This is a genomic window from Streptomyces zhihengii, assembly GCF_016919245.1.
GTDB classification, from domain to species: Bacteria; Actinomycetota; Actinomycetes; order Streptomycetales; family Streptomycetaceae; genus Streptomyces; species Streptomyces zhihengii.
Genome location: NZ_JAFEJA010000001.1, coordinates 5748496 through 5767609, shown reverse-complemented (window position 1 = coordinate 5767609; position 19114 = coordinate 5748496). Strand labels below are relative to the sequence as shown.

Here is a 19114-nt window from a genome sequence, read left to right as displayed (position 1 = left end):
ACGGTCCGTCACCGCCGAAGACGGCGTCAGGGGAGGAAGCCCGGTGCGATTCCGGCGCGGTCCCGCCACTGTGAGCCCGGCAGCAGCGCAGCACGCGCGCGCCGCCGGGTGAGCCAGGAACTCCCGCCGCTCTTCACCGCCCGGGGCGCGGAAACCCCGAGGAAGGCCAGCCGCCGCATGCAGCTCTCATCCGGGGCGCACACCCCCGAGGCCCGCGTCCTGCTCCTGTCGACGTCCGACACCGACCTGCTCAGCGCACGCGCCGCCGGCGGCCCGGTCGGCTACCGCTTCGCCAACCCCGCCCGGCTGCCGCTCGACGACCTGCCCGGTCTGCTGGAGGGCACCGACCTGGTCGTGGTGCGTCTGCTCGGCGGGGTGCGCGCCTGGCAGGAGGGCATCGACACGCTGCTGGCGCAGGACCGCCCGGTCGTGGTCCTGAGCGGCGAACAGGCCCCGGACGCCCAGCTGATGGAGGCGTCGACGGTGCCCATCGGCATCGCCGCCGAGGCCCACGCGTACCTCGCGCACGGCGGTCCCGGCAATCTGGAGCAGCTCGCCCGCTTCCTCTCCGACACGGTGCTGCTCACCGGTCACGGCTTCGAGCCGCCGGCCGCCGCCCCCGCCTGGGGCCGGCTGGAGCGCACGGCCGGCTCCGCGGCCGGCGGCCCGCTGATCGCGGTGCTCTACTACCGGGCCCACCACATGAGCGGCAACACCGGCTTCGTGGACACCCTGTGCTCCGCGATCGAGGCCGCGGGCGGCCGGGCGCTGCCGCTGTACGTGGCGTCGCTGCGCGCGCCCGAGCCGGAGCTGCTGGCCGAACTCGGCGCCGCCGACGCGCTGGTGACCACGGTGCTGGCGGCGGGCGGCACCCGCCCGGCCGAGGCGTCCGCCGGCGGCGACGACGAGTCCTGGGACGCGGGCGCGCTCGCCGCGCTCGACGTCCCGATCCTCCAGGCACTGTGCCTCACCGGTTCGCGCGCCTCGTGGGAGGAGAACGACGAGGGCCTCTCCCCGCTGGACGCCGCGAGCCAGGTGGCGGTGCCGGAGTTCGACGGCCGGCTGATCACCGTCCCGTTCTCGTTCAAGGAGATCGACGCGGACGGCCTGCCGTCGTACGTCGCCGACGAGGAGCGGGCCGCCCGGGTCGCGGGCATCGCGCTGCGCCACGCCCGGCTGCGCCACGTCCCGAACGCTCACAAGCGGATCGCGCTGGTGCTGTCCGCGTACCCCACCAAGCACTCCCGCATCGGCAACGCCGTCGGCCTGGACACCCCCGCGTCGGCCGTCGCCCTGCTGCGGCGGCTGCGCGCCGAGGGCTACGACTTCGGTCCCGGGGAGGAGATCCCCGGTCTGGTGTCCGGCGACGGCGACGAGCTGATCCGCGCCCTGATCGAGGCCGGCGGCCACGACCAGGAGTGGCTGACCGAGGAGCAGTTGGCCCGCAACCCGGTGCGCATCCCGGCCGCCGACTACCGCCGCTGGTACGGCGAGCTCCCCGCGGAGCTGCGCGAGGCGGTGGAGGAGCACTGGGGCCCGGCGCCCGGCGAGATGTTCCTGGACCGCTCGCGCAACCCGGAGGGCGACATCGTCCTCGCCGCCCTGCGCCGCGGCAACCTGCTGGTCCTCATCCAGCCGCCGCGCGGCTTCGGCGAGAACCCGATCGCCATCTACCACGACCCCGACCTGCCGCCGTCGCACCACTACCTGGCGGCCTACCGCTGGATCGCGGCCTCCGCCGACGACGGCGGCTTCGGCGCCGACGCGATGATCCACCTGGGCAAGCACGGCAACCTGGAGTGGCTGCCGGGCAAGAACGCGGGCCTGTCGGCGGCCTGCGCGCCCGACGCGGCGCTCGGCGACCTGCCGCTCGTCTACCCGTTCCTGGTCAACGACCCGGGCGAGGGCACCCAGGCCAAGCGCCGGGTGCACGCCACGCTCGTCGACCACCTGGTCCCGCCGATGGCCCGCGCCGAGTCGTACGGCGACATCGCGCGCCTGGAGCAGCTCCTCGACGAGTACGCGCAGATCTCGTCCATGGACCCGGCGAAGCTGCCGGCGATCCGGGCCCAGATCTGGACGCTGATCCAGGCGGCGAAGCTCGACCACGACCTCGGCATGGCGGACCGTCCGGACGACGACGGCTTCGACGACTTCCTGCTGCACGTCGACGGCTGGCTGTGCGAGGTGAAGGACGCGCAGATCCGCGACGGCCTCCATGTCCTCGGCGGCGCGCCCACCGGCCCGGAGCGGGTCAACCTGGTGCTCTCCATCCTGCGCGCCCGCCAGATCTGGGGCGGCGCGCAGGCGCTGCCCGGGCTGCGCGAGGCGCTCGGCCTGGACGAGTCGAAGGCGACCCGCACCGCGGCCGACACCGTCGAGCAGCAGGCCCGCGAGCTGGTCGAGGCGATGGAGGCGGCGGGCTGGGACCCGGCCGCCGTGCCCGACTCGCACGGCGACGACGTGGCCGCGGTGCTGCGCTTCGCCGCGCTGGAGGTGGTGCCGCGGCTCGCCCGGACGACCGACGAGATCGACCACGCCGTGCACGCCCTCGACGGCGGCTTCGTCCCGGCCGGACCGTCCGGCTCCCCGCTGCGCGGACTGGTCAACGTCCTGCCGACGGGCCGGAACTTCTACTCCGTCGACCCGAAGGCCGTGCCCTCCCGGCTCGCCTGGGAGACGGGCCAGGCCCTCGCGGACTCGCTGCTGGAGCGCTACCGCGCCGACAACGGCGAGTGGCCCACCTCCGTCGGCCTGTCGCTGTGGGGCACCAGCGCGATGCGCACGGCGGGCGACGACGTCGCCGAGGCGCTGGCGCTGCTGGGCGTCCGCCCGGTGTGGGACGACGCCTCGCGCCGGGTGACCGGCGTGGAGCCGGTCCCGCTCGCCGAACTGGGCCGCCCCCGCATCGATGTGACGCTGCGTATCTCGGGCTTCTTCCGGGACGCCTTCCCGCACACCATCGGCCTGCTGGACGACGCGGTCCGCCTGGTGGCCTCCCTCGACGAGCCGGCCGGGCAGAACCTCGTCCGCGCCCACGCCCAGGCCGACCTCGCCGCCCACGGCGACGAACGCCGCGCCACCACCCGCATCTTCGGCTCCCGTCCCGGCACCTACGGGGCCGGCCTGCTCCAGCTCATCGACTCCCGCGACTGGCGCACCGACGCCGACCTGGCGGAGGTCTACACGGTGTGGGGCGGCTACGCCTACGGCCGCGGCCTCGACGGCCGGGCGGCGCGCGACGAGATGGAGACGGCGTACAAGCGGATCGCGGTGGCGGCGAAGAACACGGACACCCGCGAGCACGACATCGCCGACTCGGACGACTACTTCCAGTACCACGGCGGCATGGTGGCCACGGTCCGCGCGCTGCGGGGCACCGCCCCGGAGGCGTACATCGGCGACTCCACCCGCCCGGAGACCGTCCGCACCCGCACCCTGGTCGAGGAGACCTCCCGCGTCTTCCGCGCCCGCGTGGTCAACCCCCGCTGGATCGAGGCGATGCGCCGCCACGGCTACAAGGGCGCCTTCGAACTCGCGGCCACCGTCGACTACCTCTTCGGCTACGACGCCACCACCGGCGTGATCGCCGACTGGATGTACGACAAGCTGACCGAGACCTACGTCCTCGACCCCGTCAACCGCGCCTTCCTCCAGGAGGCCAACCCCTGGGCCCTCCACGGCATCGCGGAACGCCTCCTGGAGGCCGAGTCCCGCGGCATGTGGGAGAAGCCCGACCAGGCCGTCCTCGCCGCCCTCCGCCAGGTCTACCTGGAGACGGAGGGCGACCTGGAGTCCGACGACTAGCCCCCGCCCCACGCCGACGTCCCGGGGCCCCGCTCCCCGCCGCCCGGGCCGGGGGCCCGGGCGGTGGCTGCCGGGGCGGGGTGTCCCGGGGCGGGGTGTCCCGGAGCGGGGCTGCCGGGCCGGGAATCCTCGCGCCGGCGCGTCGGAAACCCCCTGTCGGAGCACGCCCGTTGCTGTCTAGGCTGCCCCGATGCACCTGTACCGCGCCCTCGGCGCACCCCCGGCCCGCGCCGTTCGGCGCGGGCGCGGGCCGCTCGGCTTCCGGTAGGTCCGCCGGGAGAGCCCCGGCGGTCACGGCCGAGGAGTCCTCGTGGCACGTACCGCCCATCATGTCCGCCGTTCCGGAGCACCGGACGGCGATCCCGCGTGGCGCAGGGTCGTCCTGTACGACCTGCGCTACAGCTCCCGCGCGCTCTCCGACGCCGCCCGGGAGGGCCGCCGCCCGCGGCCGTGCCGGGTGCGCCGGGAGGTGGCCGTGTACACCTTCCTCCGGTCGGGGGACGACCGCGGCATCACGGTGGCCGCCTCGATCGCGGAGCGCCGCGCCCGGGCTCGGCTGCGGAACCGGATGGCGGCCGTGCTCGCCGCCGTGCGCCCGCCCTCGGGGTCGGTGCGCGGTACCGCCCTCGACGCCCTGGCCTCCGCCGGCGATGCCGACGACGTGCCACCGGTGCGGCACCGGCACGGCGCCCTGGAGTGAGGGGCCCGCGCTCCGCCCCGGTGCGCCGAGGCGTACGCGGCCCCTCAGCCGAGCCCCTGGACGGCGTAGAGCAGGCCGATGCCGGTGGCCATCACCCCGAGCAGGAGCCGCAGTCCGGTCTCGGGCAGCCGGGGCTGGAGACGGGCGCCGAGGTAGCCGCCGGCGAGTCCGCCGAGGCCGCAGGCGATGCCGAGCAGCCAGTCGGGCGCGACGGTGCCGGGGGTGGTGAGGGCGAGCAGGGCGTAGGTGGCGGCGCCGACGACGGAGGTGACGAAGGTGCAGGCGAGGGCCGCCGGGGCGACCCTGGCCACCGGCATGCCGCGCCCCACCAGGATCGGGCCGAGCAGCGATCCGCCGCCGATCCCGTAGATCCCGCCCGCCACGCCGACGGCCGCGGCGAGCAGCGTCGTCGCCCGTGGCGACGGCTGCCCGGACGGAGGCGAGAGGGGCGAAGACCCCGTGGACGATGCCTCGATGGGTTCCCCGGGGCGGGGCTCCCCGCGCCGAGGCTCCGCCGGCGGGGGCTCACCGGCCGCGCCCCGGACGTCCCCGGTCCCGGCGGGCCGCGCCGGGCGCAGGGTGCGGGCGCACAGCCAGAGGCCGAGCGGCAGCAGCAGGGCCGCGACGAACAGGCGGAACACCTGCGACCCCGGCACCGCGAACACCCGTACCGCCGCCCCCGCGACGACCCCGGGCACGGCTCCGGCGATCAGCAGGCGGGCCAGCGGCCCGCGGAGCTGTCCGCTCCCCCGGTGCCGCAGCAGGGCCCCGGGGCCGGCGACCACGTTGTAGAGGAGGTTCGTCGGGGTGACCGCCGGGCTGGGGACTCCCAGCAGACTGACCTGCACCGGCAGCAGGAACACCGCGCCGGACACCCCGACGGGCGCCGTGACGACCGAGATCAGCAGCCCGGCGGCGAAGCCGAGCAGCCCTTCCGACCACGTCATGTCCCGCTCCCTGCCCGCCCGCGTACGGGACGCCGTGCCGGACGTCGCGCCGCCGCCGTGCCGCCGCCCGGACGTACACCACCCCAAGACCGTTGCCCACCAGCACAGTTGGTCTAGGTTGGTGCCGAGCAACCCGCTCCGCCCTCGAAGGAGACGTACGCGTGTCAGACACCGACCCCCAGCTTGCCGCCGCCGACATTCGTGCCCGCATAGACACGAGCAAGCCGCACTCGGCCCGCTTCTGGAACTACTTCGTGGGCGGCAAGGACAACTACCAGGTCGACCGCGACACCGGTGAGCAGATCAAGGACATCTTCCCCGGTCTCGTCGACGTCGCCCGCACCAGCCGCCAGTTCCTCGGCCGGGTCGTCCGCCACCTGGCGGGCGAGCAGGGCGTACGCCAGTTCCTGGACATCGGCACGGGGCTGCCCACCGCCGACAACACCCACGAGGTGGCGCAGCGCACGGCCCCGGACTCGCGCATCGTGTACGTCGACAACGACCCGATGGTGCTCGCCCACGCGCGTGCGCTGCTGACGAGCACGCCCGAGGGCAGGACGGCGTACCTGGACGCCAACCTCTACGCGCCCGAGGACATCCTGAAGGCCGCGGCGGACACCCTGGACTTCTCGCAGCCGATCGCCCTGATCATCCTCAACACCCTCGGCCACGTGGCCGACCACGAGGAGGCCAAGGGCCTGGTCTCGCGTCTGATGGCGGGCCTGCCGGCGGGCAGCTACCTGGTGATCAGCGACTCCACCGCCACCAGCGACGGCATGATCGCCGCCTCCGACGCGTACAACCAGAGCGGCGCGATCCCCTACCACGTGCGCCCGGTGGACCACATCGCCGGCTTCTTCGACGGCCTGGAGCTCGTCGAGCCGGGCGTGGTGCCGGTCACCGAATGGCGTCCGGAGGCCGACGCCCCGTACGACGGCCCGGCGGTCGACGCCTACGGCGCCGTGGGCCGCAAGGCGTAGCACCGGGGGCCGCCGCCCACCCGGGCGGCGGCCACGGGGGGGCGCCGGGAGCACGCACCGCCGCGCGGCTCAGCGCGCCACGAACTGCGTCAGGATGCCCTGCACTTCGTAGATGTCGACGCCCTTGGTGAAGGTCTTCTCGACGGGCGCGGGCATGCCGGATATCCAGATCTTCAGCTCGGCGTCGAGATCGAACGTCCCGGCCGTCTCCACCGCGAAGTGGGTGATGCTGCGGTAGGGAATCGAGTGGTACTCCGTCTTGCGGCCGGTGATCCCCTGCTTGTCGACCAGCAGCAGCCGCCGGTCGGTGAAGATGATGGTGTCCCGGATCAGCTGGTACGCGGCCTGCACCTGCTCCCCGTGGCCGAGCAGCCGCGCGTAGTCCTGCTGCGCCTGGCCCGGGTTGACGGTGTGCGCGTTCCCGAAGAGTGCCATGGATTCCCCACCGGTTCGATGTCGTCGGTCACCTCGACTGTAACCGGGGGCGGTGACAACTCCCGTTCTGTGACCGTTCGGTCGACGAAGCAGAACCGGAACGCGATCTCCGCCGCGCCCGCACACCGCCCGTGCCACCGGCACCTCAACGGAGCCTGACCCCCCGCGCCCACAGCTCCCCGGGCCGGCCCTCCGCACCCGCACCCGCACCGCAGCCCGGCCCCCCGCGCCTGCGGCTCCCCGCACCGGGCCGGCCCCCTGGGCGCACGCCTCCCGGGCCGCCCCGTCCTCAGTGCCCGCCGAGCCCGGGCAGGCACGTACCGTCGTTGGTGCGTCCGACGACCTCGGCCGAGGCCGCGCCCGCCGCGTCGACGCCCCCGTTGACGCACACCTTGCCCTCGCCCCCGCCGACCACGACTTCGCGCAGCGGGTCGTAACCGCCGCCCCGCACCTCGATGCTCTCGGCGGGAAGCCCCAGCGCATCCCCGACCGCCGCACGCAGGCCGTCCTCGGTGGTCCCGGTGGCCGCGAGGCGCTTCAGGGCCGCGCCGAGCGCCTCCGCACGGGGCGCCGCGGCGGCCCGTTGCTCCTCGGTGATCGCCATCGGCTCGCGGTAGGCGTGGTTCTCCTTCACCCGCTGGTTCCAGTCGAAGGTGATGCAGGGGGTGGGCGTCGCCCGCTGCTCCTCGGGGAGCGGGCAGTACCCCTGCGCCCCGTCCCGGGACGCCGCCGGTCCGGCCCCCGCCGTACGGGGGTCCGACGCGGGGTCGGCGCAGCCCGCCGCCGCGAGGCTCAGCAGGACGACGGAGAGTGCGGCGGCGGCACCACGCGAGAGCAGCATGACCCGATCATGACACGCACCACCGACACGCCCCCGCCACAAGCCGGGCCGGGCCGGGCCCTACCCCTCCGGGGAGGTGTTCAGCCAGGTGGCGATGCCGGCCAGCGCACCCGACCCGTAGTCGGACTCGACGTCGCGGGCGAGGTCGGCGACGGTCACGGCCCGCAGCGAGGCGCGCCAGGCGTCCTCGGCGGCGGCCATGGCCCGGGAGATGGCGCACGGCGCGGTGCAGGCCTCCGGCGTGGTGGCCATGGGGCCGCGCTGCCGGATCTCCGTGCAGACGAAGGCCGGGGCCGGGCCGTCGATGGCCTCGACGATGTCGTGGACCGTGATCGAGGCGGGCGGCCTGGTCAGCACGTAGCCGCCCGCCTTGCCCTGCACCGACCGGATCAGCCCGGCGCGCGACAGCGCCTGGAGCTGCTTCGCGAGGTAGGTGGGCGAGACGTCGTGGAGCTGGGCGAGGCGCGCGGCCGGTACCGGCTCCTCCACCGAGGTCAGCACCACCGCGCAGTGCAGGGCCCACTCCACCCCGCCGGACATCTTCACGCGCCCACTCTACCCGCGCCGCCCTTGACTCGGACATCACGTGTCCGAGTAATATCCCGGATAGAAGGTGTCCGGGTTTGCGCGTACGGTGGCAGACAGGGCCCCAAAAGGTCCCGTAACGGACTTACCGCACCGGAGAAGCTCTCACACTCCAGAGAAGAGGCATGCCATGAAGTTCGCCGTCCTCGGTGGCACCGGGCTCATCGGGTCGCAGGTCGTGAAGAACCTCGCAGCCGCCGGCCACGACGCCGTTCCCCACTCCCCGTCCACCGGCGTGGACCTCATCAGCGGCGCGGGAGTGGCGGAGGCCGTCGCCGGTGCCGACGTCGTCGTCAACCTCACCAACTCCCCCACCTTCGACGACGCGTCCCCCGCGTTCTTCCGCACCTCGATGGAGAACCTCCTGGACGCGAGCGCGCGGGCGGGCGTCGGGCATGCCGTCGTCCTGTCCATCGTCGGCGTGGACCAGGTCCCCGACCTCGACTACTACCGGGCGAAGGTGCTCCAGGAGGACCTGCTCAAGGCGGGCCCGGTCCCGTACTCGATCGTCCGCGCCACGCAGTTCATGGAGTTCGTCGACGCCGTCCTGTCCTGGACCGCCGACGGCGACACCGTGCGGCTGCCGCGTACGCCGATCCAGCCGATCGCCGCCGCGGACGTCGCCGCCGCCGTCACCGAGGTCGCCGTGGGCGCCCCGCTGAACGGCGTCCTCAACGTCGGAGGTCCGGACGTCTACCCCCTCGACGACCTCGGCCGGCTCACGCTCACCGCCAAGGGCGACCAGCGGTCCGTCGTCACCGACGACTCCGCGGGCATGTTCGCCGCCGTCGCCGGCGACGTCCTCACCACCCCCGACGGCGCCCACATCGCGGCCACCCGCTACATCGACTGGCTCGCCTGAGCCCACCCGCCGCGACGGCCCGGGAACGGCGCCGGACGCGCTGGCCGGCCGGCTCGCCTGAGCCCACCCCCCGCCGCGACGGCCCGGGAACCACTCCGGACGCGCTGCCCGGCCGGCTCGCCCGAACGCACCCGCCGCGCCGGAGGCGCGCTACTCGCAGCCGACCCCGTCGCCGTCGCGGTCCAGGTGCCTGCCGTAGCCCGGCTCCCCCGCCCGGATCGGATCGGCCCCGGCGGCCCGCACATCGGAGCAGTTCCCGTACGAGACGGCGCCGCCGGAGCCCGAACCCCCGCCGTCGTCGTCGCCCCCGCCGCCTCCGTCGGGCGCGACCGTGACGCGCACGGTCCGCGTCTTCGTCACCGTCGGCGCGGGCTCCGGCGCGGCGGTCACCGTCTTCGTCGCGGCCGGCTCCGGCGCGGCGGCGGTCGCGGTGGCCGTGACGGTCGCGGTCACCGTCGGCGCGGGCGCCGCGGCGCTGCTCGCCGCGTTGTCGGTCGCCGCGCCTCCGTCGGACCCGGACCCGGCGACGATGCCGATGAAGAACACCGCGAACGCGGCCGGGATCACGACCCGCTTCCGCGCCCATTTCGGCCGCTCCGGGGCCGGCGGCACGGTCGGCACGCCCCCGGGCCCGGCGGGCGGCGGAGCACCCCAAGGCGGCGGCTGGGACGGCGGGTTGTACGACATACGGCCCCCAAAGGATCGTGCGAAGGAAGCCGACCGTAACGGATACGCCGCCTGATACCGACCAGTTTCATTAAATAGACAACTTCTCCCGCCCAGCCGCCCGCCCCACCGCGCCCGCCCCACGCCGGGGCGGGCAGCCGGTTGCTCACCGGCCAGGCGCGGGCAGCCGGTGGTCGACGCGCCGGGGGGCCGGTAGCGGATGGCCTCGGCCTTCCGCAGGGCCTCGATCGTCTCGTCGGCGCTCAGCAGCACGGTCGTCCCGAACGACCGCAGCGCCCCGCCGCCGCTGATCGCCGGCGCGACCGCCGGCATGGACACGTTGTCCGGGGCCTCCCACAGGTTGTATCCGTCGTGCGTCCCGAAGGGATGCCCCGCCCGGCACACCGCCCACGGGCCCCGCCGCCTTCTCCCCCGAAGGGCCGACGGGCTCCGCACCCCTGCCCGCCCTACTCACCCCCGGTTGAGTACCCGCGCCCTGTCCGCCGCCGGGGGTGCGCCGCGACGCTGGAGCCATGGCGAACCGACTCCCCCATCGAACCCCCGAACGACTCCCCGAAGCCGTGGCGACCCTGATCCTCGCCCTGACGTCCGCCGCGCTGTGGGCCGCGTGGCTGGGCTGGGACCAGCACCGTGACGTGCACCCGGACGGCTCGACGACCGGCCCGTACGGGGCATGGCAGGTCATCGGCCTGGTGCTGACCCTGCTGGCGCCGCTGTACTGGGCGGCCGCCCGCCGCCACGTCACGGGCGCGGTGCTCGGCATCACCGCCGGCCTGACCGCCGCCGCGTACCTCGACTGGTCGGACGACGCCAGCGGCCTCTACATGATCGGCGTCATCATGGTCGCCCTGGGCAGTGCCGCCGCGACCGCGCTCACCACCCTCGCGATCGCCTCCCTGAGGCGCCCGGCACCCGCCGCCCGGCCGGTGTGACCTCCGACCGGGCTCACTCGCCCATGAGTCCGGGATCCGGGCAGGGCTCCGGCGGCCCCTCCGGGCGGTCCGCCCACAGCCACCAGACGTGCCCCTCGGGGCACCCCCACACGGTCCGGCAGACGCGCTTGCCGTCGTCCTCGCGCTCGCTCAGCACGAAGGCGCCGCACCGCATCGGCCGCTCGCATGCGGGGCACCCGGGCCCGGCCCCCGACGTCACGCCCCGGAACTCCTCGCACCCGAGGAACCGTCATGGCGCAGCCGCGCCATGACGATCCCCGTCACCACCGCCAACACCAGGAACAGCAGGGCCACTCCGCCCGACACCCACGCCAGCACGAGGGCCCCGCCGCCACCGACATCGGCGTCCCGGGCGACCGTCCGAGGATCGTCCGCCAGGTACCGGACCGTCACCGGGGTACCCACGGAGTGCTTGCCCCCACCGCTGCCCGCGGGCAGATCCGCCACCACGGTGCGCCCCCCGGCCTCGAACGCGACCTGACAGTGGCCCACCATGCAGGAACCGCCCTTGTGCAGCACCCCCTGCGCCCGCTCCCCGCCCCGCAGCGAGCGCAGCTGCTCCGCCGCCGGCACCATCACCAGCCCCGACAGCAACCCCATCGACACCGCGATCACCAGCGACACCACGAGGGCCACACGAGGCGCCAGAACCTTCGGAGCCTCCTCCTGCCAGGGAGCGGTACTCGCCATGCGGTTCATCCCCTCAGCCACCCCTCTCCCGCGCACGCGAATCGCCAGGACCACCGCGCACCTGCCGCTGAACAACGTAGGCGCCGCACCCCGTCGTCATCACGTACCGATACAGGCACCCCTCACACCGTCCCGCCTGCCGCCTCCCGGCAACGAAGCCCCGGAGCGGTGGCACCCGTCTCCGCGTCGTGGCACGCGGAAGGTTGCACCAGGCGCGGGAACGGACAGACATGGAAAGCAACTTTCACCTCATAGGGGGTCAAGGGTGGACGGGTGGGCAGATGAGGCGACCTGCGCGAGGCTCGACGCCGCCTCCCGCGGCCGGACGGAAGCCTTGCGCCCGCGCCGGTCGGCCGACACCCCCGGAAAGAGAGGGCACACATGGAGACCGTCTCTCTCGCCGCTCTGATCGAGCAGGCGACAGCCGAACCCGGTACCGGCTTCGCATCCGGCAACGTGCGGTCGTTCGAGGTCTTGTTCCGGGAAGAAAGCCTCGCGGCACTCGAAAGAGCGCACCCCGGAATCTTCGCCTTCCTCGCCTTCCACCCCGGAGTGGACGAGCCTGTCGCGGACTACGTACGGGAAGGCACCCTCGGCTCCGACAGCGGGATGCACATCCTGGTCCTGTACACCGACGACGCCACCTTGAAGACACCTGGGCCGACGATCTCGGTGGGCGGCGTGGAAATCGACTCACGCACACATCCCGCATACGAGACGGCTCGGCTCCTCTTCCATCCACAGGCACCACCGCCCCTCCCCGGAATCATCTTCGTCGACCGGTTCACCGGCGAGGGCCGCGCACAGTATTCCAGTCTCGAAGGACTCGTCGACGCGTCAGAAGTACGCGGTCGCTTACGGTCGCTGTTCACCATGGCGGAAAACGCACTGGGGCCCGATCAAAACCGAGACACGTTCAGCAGATCGTTCGACACCATGCTGCGAGAGGCACGGATGCCCTACGAGACCTCGGGCAGAGCTCCACTTCGCACGTGGCTGAGCATGAGCCATCAGAACGCCGCGCAGTGCGGTTCGGACATGGTGACGGCAATCGGGGGCCTCGGATGAACGGATCGGCAACGGACGAGCAGAACCTCTTCGTCTGCGCACCGAAGGGAGAATCCGCTCTGGTCCGGCTCGCGGACCACTTCTTCCGAGAGGTGCAGGCATTCGGTGTACTGACGTCGAGTTCGACCATCACGGACGAGATGTGCGGGGCCTACATATCGACTCGCGGAGGCTTCATCAAGAGCTTCCTCGAAACCCTCACGATGTTCTGCGACCTGCGGTTCGCGACGCATTCACGTATTCCCTTCTGCTACAACCGGGCCGAATGGCCCGGCGGAGCCCCTATCGAGGGATACACGCCCGCGGAACCGGAGGTCCTGCCCGCCGATGTCGCCACGTCCCTGATGCTCAACGTCCAACAGCGAGCAACCGGCAGCCTTTTCAGCCGGCTCCTCACCTGCGCCGTCCGGCGACTGGCCGGCACGGGTGACCTCAGGGACACCGTGACCTATCTGTTCGATCTCCACCAGGCAGGATTCGCCGGCGCCGACGAAGTCACCGAGACGACGTGCCTACTGCTGAGGGCGCATTCCCAGGCCGGTTCACGCGAAGCCCTGGTCGAACGGTGCATGAGACATGCCACACCCGACGAGATCGACTGGATGACCGACGTGCCGGACTTCGAGTGGGTCGACGAGAGCCCTCTCGGCAAGGAAGGCAAGGCGGTACTCACCCTTCTCTTCCAGCGAGCGAGTCGCAGGGTGGAGGAGGTCCGCGGCGCCCAGGACCTCGACCAATGGGTTCTCGGCCAGATCCACATCGACGGTCTCCTGACAGCAGTCATCCGCCTCTTCCACGAACTCGTCGAGAACATTCCGTTGCCCTACCAGGCCCGGCTGGCGCAGTGGGAGGAGATCGTCTGCGACGCACACGCCCTGTTGATGACCAGCCGAGCCGGTTTCGACACCCTGTCAGCCAAGGCCCGCATCTCCAGCGCCCACCTGATGGGGCAGGCGATACGCCAACGCGCCGGAACGGCCTGGCAGGACCGCCTGTACCAGGAGCGCCTCCTCGTCCCCGCGCAACTGCGTGCGCACTACTTCTCCGAGCCAGCAGGGCAATTCCCGCCGCAATGGCAGCACTTGAGCTGGCGAGTGATCCATCCGTGGCTGACCGCGGTCGCCCCGGGCACCGCACCGTCCGCCGTCGTACGGACCTCGCAGACCGGACAACCCTCCGGGGAAAGCCCCGGCAGGGGCGGAGAGCGGGACATCGCCGAGGACCTGCTGGCCGACTTCGAGACCATCCACCGACTCCACGAGGAACACCGGTACGCGGAAGTCGAACAGCATGCCCGCTCGACTCTCCGACGACATCCCTACATGGAGAACCTGTACGCCGAACTGGCGATCGCGCTCGATCACCAGAACAAGCCGGAGGCGGCACGGGAGGAGCTGTTGACGGGCATCTTCCTCAATCCGCACAACCCACTGCTCTGGCACTCCTTGTCGGTCGTCCTGCACCGAACCGGCAGCCACGAGGAGGCGGCCTTCGCCATGGCCTTCTCCCGTTTCATCGCGTCCGAAGCGCGGTCTGCCGACTCCGGGCAGCGACACGAGGGCTGACACGACTCCGAGCGCTTCGCGCCGACCGCACCGAGGCGGAGCAGAGGTGCCTTCCCCTGCCCCGCCTCGCGCGGGCGGTTCCTCACGTCCAGCGAACCGTCTGCCTCTCGGAGAACTGCTCCCCGGACTCCTCCCAGGTGATCACCACACGCGCCTGCGGACTCGAACCGAAGGTCGGAGCCACCGGAATGTCGAAGTAGGTGTGGGAGGGCAGACGCTCAGCGGTCAAGTCGTCGCCCACCACCGGTGATGCCCCTTCCCCGAGTGGTTCGACCACCACCTCGATGTGCTCGGCGGCGCCCGTACCCAGATTCTCCACCCGGAGACGCTGACGAACCTGACGCGTCTTCAGGCGCCCGAGACTGTCCGTGTACTGCTGGTCCTCACTGAGATACCTGCAGCGCATGACGGCGGCACTCGCCGGAGACTGGGCACTGGCCGTCTCGACCGCGTCCGTGAGGAGATGGACGTCATGCTCCAGACATGTCCGCACCTTCGCCTTGAGGTCGTCCGGCGAGCTGTACGCCCCCAGCAGTCCGGACCCGCGCAGCTGCTCCCTGAACTCTCGCAGCGCGGCGAACTGCTGGGCGTCATGGTCCTGCGGAATATTGGCACCGGAGAAGAACACGTGGACCGCCGCACCGCGATCGACGGCACGGGAGATCTCCTCCGCCGTGCCGGACGGCGCACTGGCCGTGGGATGCCCGAGGCGACTGTAGAACAGCCCCACGACGATGTCCGCCTTGTCCGCGAACTGACTGTTGACCATCTCCTGCGCGGTCCCTCGCCCGATCACCGGAAAGGAGTCCAACTCCCATCTCAGGGCGAGGAGATGCACCTTCTGTTCGAGCGTGTGGTCACTGTTCCAGCTGCGGATCACGTCCTCCACGGCGTCCCGCTCCAAGGCCGTGTCCCCGGGTGACGCGATCAGGACGGTCAGCGTGGTCGTCTGAAGGGGCATGTGGACCTCCTGGATCGGGAGTTGCTCTCCTGCCATGAACGGACGATCGCGGCGTGGACCATCCGCCGTGACCCGGCGGGCGCGACATCACCCCGGCCACCACGGACCGCCCCGCCGGGGCGCGCCTCGGGCGACTCGGCTCGCCACACATCCGCCGCTGCCCGACCGCGGGCGCCTCACCGCCCGCTCCCACGGTTCCCGGGCCCGGCGCAAAGCGCACCGCTGCCGCCGGCGCTCCCAGCTCTGCCCCCTGCCTCGCCGCACCGTCGCCGCCCCCGGCCCGCTCCGCCTCCGGGTGCATTCCCCCACGAGTCGCATCGAATCGCGTACCGCACGAGTGCCTCGCACAGGGATACCGCGGTCGAAGTGCTCACGGTGACCGAACCGGCTTCGCCGAACGCCATGCCGAAGCCCTCCACCGCCTGGACCAGGAGCAGTGCGGCGCCCTGCCCGTGGCAATCGGAGCCCGCCCTGCCGCGTGAACCGGCGCCACGTATTGCCGGGCGTTCGCAGAACACCCCGGCCCTGGCGCGGCCGTCCCCGGTGCGCCGCGAACGTGCCATCAGCAGCCCCGGCGGAGACCCGGAGCCTTCGTCCAGCCCCTTCTCTCCACCCACTCGATTGAGCCAACTTGCCTTTACAGCAGCGGAGTTAAGCGTCCGTATGTTTCTTCAGCGTTCCTGTGGGACTCTCCCTCGCGGCCTCCGGCTCGCTGTTAGCTTCTGGCCCAGAGCGAGACACGCTCCAACACAGGGAGACGAAACGAGAATGAAGAGATCCTTCGTAGGCCTGACTTTCGCCTTCACAGCGGCGCTCGGCATGACGGGCCTGGGCGGCGTGGGCACGGCTTCCGCAGTCCCGGCACCTGTGACGACCGAGTACTTCAGCGGCTTCGGCACCGGGTCGAGCGCGTGGACGGCCGAGAACTCCGCTCACAACGACGCCTACACCCGGGCGTCGTTCGCCGGCTACCCGCGTTACACGTGCTTCCCGTCCGGCATCCCGTACACACGACAGATCAGTCAGTTCATGTACTGGTCGGACGCCACGGTACGGTGCACGAAGTGAGCCTGAATTCCTGAGCTCCTGATCTTCCGGCCAGGACGACCGACCGAGCCGCTGCGGCGAGGGAGAGTACGAGGCCGCCGGGGCCGGCTCCCGCGCGGGCGCGCCCCTCGCCCCATGCTGTTCGACCCCGCCCCCTGCTCCTCGCCTCCGGGAGGACGGTCCGTGAGCTGTGTCCGCTGCGAGGTGAGGGCAGAGCTCGGACCGCTGGTCCCGGGCCTTGATCGGTTGCTGCTTCCCGGCGAAGGTGCCGGTGTCCACCCGGGTGACGATGCCGTGCTCGACCGGGCGTTTCAGCTTGAGCGCGGGCGCCTCCGACGTTCTTCGGCAGCAGTTCGCGCTCGAAGGATGCGCACACATCACGGCCCGTAGCGGTCCGGTGGCCTCGTGAGATGTCAAAGGCCCCCAGCCTGAACCGGCTGGGGGCCTTCGCACTGGTGGGCGCGGACGGTTTCGAACCGCCGACATCTGCTTTGTAAGTGCGTTCCTGCTAGGCCCGCTACCTGCGGGAACGTCGTCACAGGCCGGTTGACCAGCGAAAACGCATCATGCGTTATCCCGCGTCATCCCGGCCCTTCCCGTCCTCATGTGTACGGCATACGTACGAGAACGGGACGGCCCCGGGAGGTGGTTGGACACCTCTACCGGGACCTACGGCCGGACCCCTTCACCACAGGGAGTCCAGACCATGAGCTTTACCGTACCCACTCTCACCGCCGCCCAGTTTGACGGGCTCGCCTGCATCAACTGCGGCGCCGACGACACCGAGCAGCGGCCGACGGGTGACCGTTCCCCGTCCGGTGCCCAGCTGTTCGCCTGCACCACCCCGTGCACCGTGGTCGAGCAGCCCGCCCAGTCCGCGACCGTGTTCGTTGAGCACCACCTCGCCGACGGGCTCCCGCTCCTGTACGGCCGCAAGGGCGGCGCGCTGCGCGTCACGTTCGACCCGGCGCAGATCAGCTACGAGAGCGCCCGGGAGCTTTTCACCGAGGCGCGCCACCTGTACCCGGCCGCCCGCGCCGTTGCGTGCACCAACATCGGCCACACCGTCGTGACGACCCTGCCGGCCGACGAACTCCCGGTGCGGATCGAGCAGCACGGCGAGCGCTGCACCGTCATGTACGACGACGCCCGCATCACCGGTGAGCAGCTGCTCGCACTGATGGACAAGGCGGTCGGCCTGTGAGCGTCGACACGAGCGCCCTGCACACTCCCCTGTACGACCCGGCAACGGACGGCGACCCGTTCGTTGCCCCGGTCGACATGGCGCTGCGCCTTGCCCGGAAGGTCCTCGCCGACAAGGCGTCCGCGAACATCCACGACCACGACGCGATGGTCCGCGCCGCTACCGGTCTGGAGATGCGCCTCCGCGAACTCGTCGCCGCTCTCGACAAGGAGGCCGGCCGATGAAGCGCGATCCGCTCGCGTGGGCTGCCCTGGCCGCGGCCCTGGTCGTCACCGCGTCCGCTGAGTACGCGCTCGCCCGCGCCGCAGGGTTCGGCCAGTGGACCGCCGGGGGTGTGCCGGCCGCGCTCGACATCTACGCGGTCCGGGCCCTGCGCGCGCACCGGGACGTGCCCGCGGTCGTCGGCGCGATGATCCTCGTGAACGCCGCGGCGCACATGGTCGAAGCCGGGCTGCTCACCGTGTCGTGGCCGCTCGTCGTCGGGGTGTCCGCGATCGCTCCGCTCGTCCTGTGGCGTGTCCACCGCCTCGCCGAGGCACCAGTTGTTGCTCAGACGGCAACGACTGCCGAGCCCGTGGTGAACACCCTGGAGCGCACCGCCCCGGGCCCGGGTGAACACCCCGCCGTACACCCGGTGTCCACCCCCGTACCCGTGAACGCTCTCCACACTGTGGAGCCCCCTGCGATCGAGGCGACCCCGGTGGCGGAACCGCTGGTCATCTGCGGTGTGCCCCGGGTGTTCACCCTGGCCGTGCCCCCGCCCCCGGACCCGCCGAAGGTGGACACCCGGCTGTCTGCCGAGCAGGCCCGGGAGGTCATCGAGGCGGGGTGGGTGAACGGGGCCGGTGTACGGGAGACGGCCCGGGTGTCCACCCGTAGCGCGTCGTATGTCGCGAAGGTGTTCACCCAGCTGACCGAGGAGAAGGCCGCGGCCGAGGCGGGCCCGGTGCCGCTGGTTCTGGTCGCGAAGGAGGCGACCGCATGAGCGACCTTGAGAAGGCTGCCCGCGACGCAGTCGACGCGCAGGCGAACACGGAGCAGGTCGCGTTGATCCTCGCCGTGCTCCAGGCGCAGCAGCTCGCCCGAGGGGGTACCGATTCGGTACACCCCGCCCCGGCCCCCGTGGTCCGGTCGTCCGGTGGTGCTGCGAAGTGGCTCGCCATCGGGGCCGGCGGATCGGCCCTGCTGCTCGCGGTGGCCGTGTCCGCGGTCGCCGTCGCGATCTCCGCTGTGGCCCTGACGGTGTGCCTGCTGGTCCTCCGCAGCGTGTGGCAGGACGTCCGGCGGAAGGACTGACGGCTGCCCGCGGCGCCCGCCCCACCGGGCGCCAAGGGGAGCCGGGACAGTCCCGACCCAGCCACCCGAGGAGATCGTGATGTTCGTCTACACCCCGGCCGAGAAGCGCACCCGCCGCAAGCTGGTCCGCGAGGGATCCCGTATGGCGCTGGCCGGCCTGAACCCCGAGGCCGCGAAGGAGCGCCGCATCGACCGCATCGACGCCGCAGCCGAAGAGCGCGGCCGACGCGAGCTCAACGCCCTGTACGCGGTCCGGGAGTCGGACCGTGCGGCAGTCGCCACCGCCAAGGCGCAGTTCCGCACGGCGGCCCGGGAGGACCGGGCCACGGCCAGGCAACGGGTCCGTGACGCCGAGCAGGCGCTCAAGCGGTCGGAGCGGGCCGTGAACAAGGCCGAACGCCAGTAGCTACACCACGAGGCGGCCGCAATCCGCCAAGACAGCCGGCCGCCTCGTGTCCCGTACCGCCCATCGAGCAGCAGGAGATC

General features: G+C 72.3%; 21 protein-coding genes and 1 riboswitch. Of the genes, 14 read left to right on the top strand and 7 right to left on the bottom strand.

All coding sequences use genetic code 11. The annotated features are described in order from the left end of the window. Nucleotides 1–33 precede the first annotated feature (33 nt). Nucleotides 34–122, top strand: a riboswitch (cobalamin riboswitch). 55 nt (nt 123–177) lie between these two features. Continuing rightward, nucleotides 178–3807, top strand: a complete 3630-nt coding sequence (gene cobN, locus JE024_RS24470) for a cobaltochelatase subunit CobN (RefSeq protein WP_205375643.1) — start codon at nt 178–180, stop codon at nt 3805–3807. A gap of 310 nt (nt 3808–4117) precedes the next feature. Beyond that, nucleotides 4118–4507 (top strand): hypothetical protein, encoded by a 390-nt coding sequence (locus JE024_RS24465; RefSeq protein WP_244883055.1) that lies wholly within the window; start codon nt 4118–4120, stop codon nt 4505–4507. A 44-nt stretch (nt 4508–4551) separates the two neighbouring features. Here the strand turns inward: JE024_RS24465 and JE024_RS24460 are convergent, their stop codons facing one another. Next, nucleotides 4552–5454 (bottom strand): sulfite exporter TauE/SafE family protein, encoded by a 903-nt coding sequence (locus JE024_RS24460; protein ID WP_205375642.1) that lies wholly within the window; start codon nt 5452–5454, stop codon nt 4552–4554. Nucleotides 5455–5615: 161 nt separating this feature from the next. Between JE024_RS24460 and JE024_RS24455 the strand changes: the two genes are divergently transcribed. Next, nucleotides 5616–6434 carry an SAM-dependent methyltransferase gene (locus tag JE024_RS24455; RefSeq protein ID WP_205375641.1) on the top strand — a complete coding sequence of 273 codons (819 nt, stop codon included), beginning with the start codon at nt 5616–5618 and terminating at the stop codon, nt 6432–6434. 69 nt (nt 6435–6503) lie between these two features. On the opposite strand, the gene JE024_RS24450 is transcribed toward JE024_RS24455, so the two are convergent. The 3 genes from JE024_RS24450 to JE024_RS24440 all read right to left on the bottom strand — a co-directional run bounded on the left by JE024_RS24450 (nt 6504) and on the right by JE024_RS24440 (nt 8250). Then, entirely contained in the window at nt 6504–6869 is a 366-nt protein-coding gene (locus tag JE024_RS24450) for a PH domain-containing protein (RefSeq protein WP_147992152.1), read from the bottom strand. Nucleotides 6870–7158: 289 nt separating this feature from the next. Continuing rightward, nucleotides 7159–7710: a precorrin-3B C(17)-methyltransferase gene (locus JE024_RS24445; RefSeq protein WP_205375640.1), complete on the bottom strand. Its 552-nt coding sequence runs from the start codon at nt 7708–7710 to the stop codon at nt 7159–7161. A gap of 60 nt (nt 7711–7770) precedes the next feature. Then, nucleotides 7771–8250 carry an RrF2 family transcriptional regulator gene (locus JE024_RS24440; RefSeq protein ID WP_205376704.1) on the bottom strand — a complete coding sequence of 160 codons (480 nt, stop codon included), beginning with the start codon at nt 8248–8250 and terminating at the stop codon, nt 7771–7773. 175 nt (nt 8251–8425) lie between these two features. Here JE024_RS24440 and JE024_RS24435 point away from each other — a divergent pair, with 175 nt between their 5' ends. Further along, on the top strand, nt 8426–9157 hold the full coding sequence (locus JE024_RS24435) for an SDR family oxidoreductase (protein WP_205375639.1): 732 nt from the start codon (nt 8426–8428) through the stop codon (nt 9155–9157). A 150-nt stretch (nt 9158–9307) separates the two neighbouring features. Here the strand turns inward: JE024_RS24435 and JE024_RS42135 are convergent, their stop codons facing one another. Further along, entirely contained in the window at nt 9308–9499 is a 192-nt protein-coding gene (locus JE024_RS42135; protein ID WP_307840714.1) for an excalibur calcium-binding domain-containing protein, read from the bottom strand. On the opposite strand from JE024_RS42135, the gene JE024_RS42130 reads away from it, so the two are divergent. Together JE024_RS42130 and JE024_RS24425 are read left to right on the top strand one after the other, a co-directional pair. After that, the gene (locus JE024_RS42130) at nt 9489–9899 is read left to right on the top strand and encodes a hypothetical protein (protein ID WP_307840713.1); all 411 of its coding nucleotides are present in this window, start codon (nt 9489–9491) and stop codon (nt 9897–9899) included. The genes JE024_RS42135 and JE024_RS42130 overlap by 11 nt on opposite strands. Nucleotides 9900–10356: 457 nt before the next feature. Beyond that, nucleotides 10357–10776 (top strand): hypothetical protein, encoded by a 420-nt coding sequence (locus tag JE024_RS24425; protein ID WP_205375638.1) that lies wholly within the window; start codon nt 10357–10359, stop codon nt 10774–10776. A gap of 216 nt (nt 10777–10992) precedes the next feature. Here the strand turns inward: JE024_RS24425 and JE024_RS24420 are convergent, their stop codons facing one another. Next, complete coding sequence (locus tag JE024_RS24420; RefSeq protein WP_205375637.1) at nt 10993–11487, bottom strand: hypothetical protein; 495 nt, start codon at nt 11485–11487, stop codon at nt 10993–10995. A 381-nt stretch (nt 11488–11868) separates the two neighbouring features. On the opposite strand from JE024_RS24420, the gene JE024_RS24415 reads away from it, so the two are divergent. Beyond that, a complete protein-coding gene (locus tag JE024_RS24415; protein WP_205375636.1) occupies nt 11869–12555 on the top strand; it encodes a hypothetical protein in 687 nt (228 codons plus the stop codon). Beyond that, entirely contained in the window at nt 12552–14120 is a 1569-nt protein-coding gene (locus tag JE024_RS24410; RefSeq protein ID WP_205375635.1) for a tetratricopeptide repeat protein, read from the top strand. The genes JE024_RS24415 and JE024_RS24410 overlap by 4 nt, the downstream gene beginning before the upstream one ends. A gap of 82 nt (nt 14121–14202) precedes the next feature. On the opposite strand, the gene JE024_RS24405 is transcribed toward JE024_RS24410, so the two are convergent. After that, on the bottom strand, nt 14203–15081 hold the full coding sequence (locus tag JE024_RS24405) for a DUF4062 domain-containing protein (protein WP_205375634.1): 879 nt from the start codon (nt 15079–15081) through the stop codon (nt 14203–14205). Nucleotides 15082–15849: 768 nt separating this feature from the next. Here JE024_RS24405 and JE024_RS24400 point away from each other — a divergent pair. From JE024_RS24400 to JE024_RS24375, 6 genes are all read left to right on the top strand, one after another. After that, nucleotides 15850–16149: a hypothetical protein gene (locus JE024_RS24400; RefSeq protein ID WP_205375633.1), complete on the top strand. Its 300-nt coding sequence runs from the start codon at nt 15850–15852 to the stop codon at nt 16147–16149. A gap of 685 nt (nt 16150–16834) precedes the next feature. After that, nucleotides 16835–17332 (top strand): hypothetical protein, encoded by a 498-nt coding sequence (locus JE024_RS24395; protein WP_205375632.1) that lies wholly within the window; start codon nt 16835–16837, stop codon nt 17330–17332. Continuing rightward, complete coding sequence (locus JE024_RS24390) at nt 17329–17556, top strand: hypothetical protein (RefSeq protein ID WP_205375631.1); 228 nt, start codon at nt 17329–17331, stop codon at nt 17554–17556. The genes JE024_RS24395 and JE024_RS24390 overlap by 4 nt, the downstream gene beginning before the upstream one ends. Continuing rightward, nucleotides 17553–18317: a hypothetical protein gene (locus JE024_RS41230; RefSeq protein WP_244883054.1), complete on the top strand. Its 765-nt coding sequence runs from the start codon at nt 17553–17555 to the stop codon at nt 18315–18317. Before JE024_RS24390 ends, JE024_RS41230 begins: the two co-directional genes overlap by 4 nt. Further along, a complete protein-coding gene (locus JE024_RS24380) occupies nt 18314–18628 on the top strand; it encodes a hypothetical protein (RefSeq protein ID WP_205375630.1) in 315 nt (104 codons plus the stop codon). The genes JE024_RS41230 and JE024_RS24380 overlap by 4 nt, the downstream gene beginning before the upstream one ends. A 79-nt stretch (nt 18629–18707) precedes the next feature. Next, nucleotides 18708–19034, top strand: a complete 327-nt coding sequence (locus JE024_RS24375) for a hypothetical protein (RefSeq protein ID WP_205375629.1) — start codon at nt 18708–18710, stop codon at nt 19032–19034. The last annotated feature ends 80 nt before the right edge of the window (nt 19035–19114 follow it).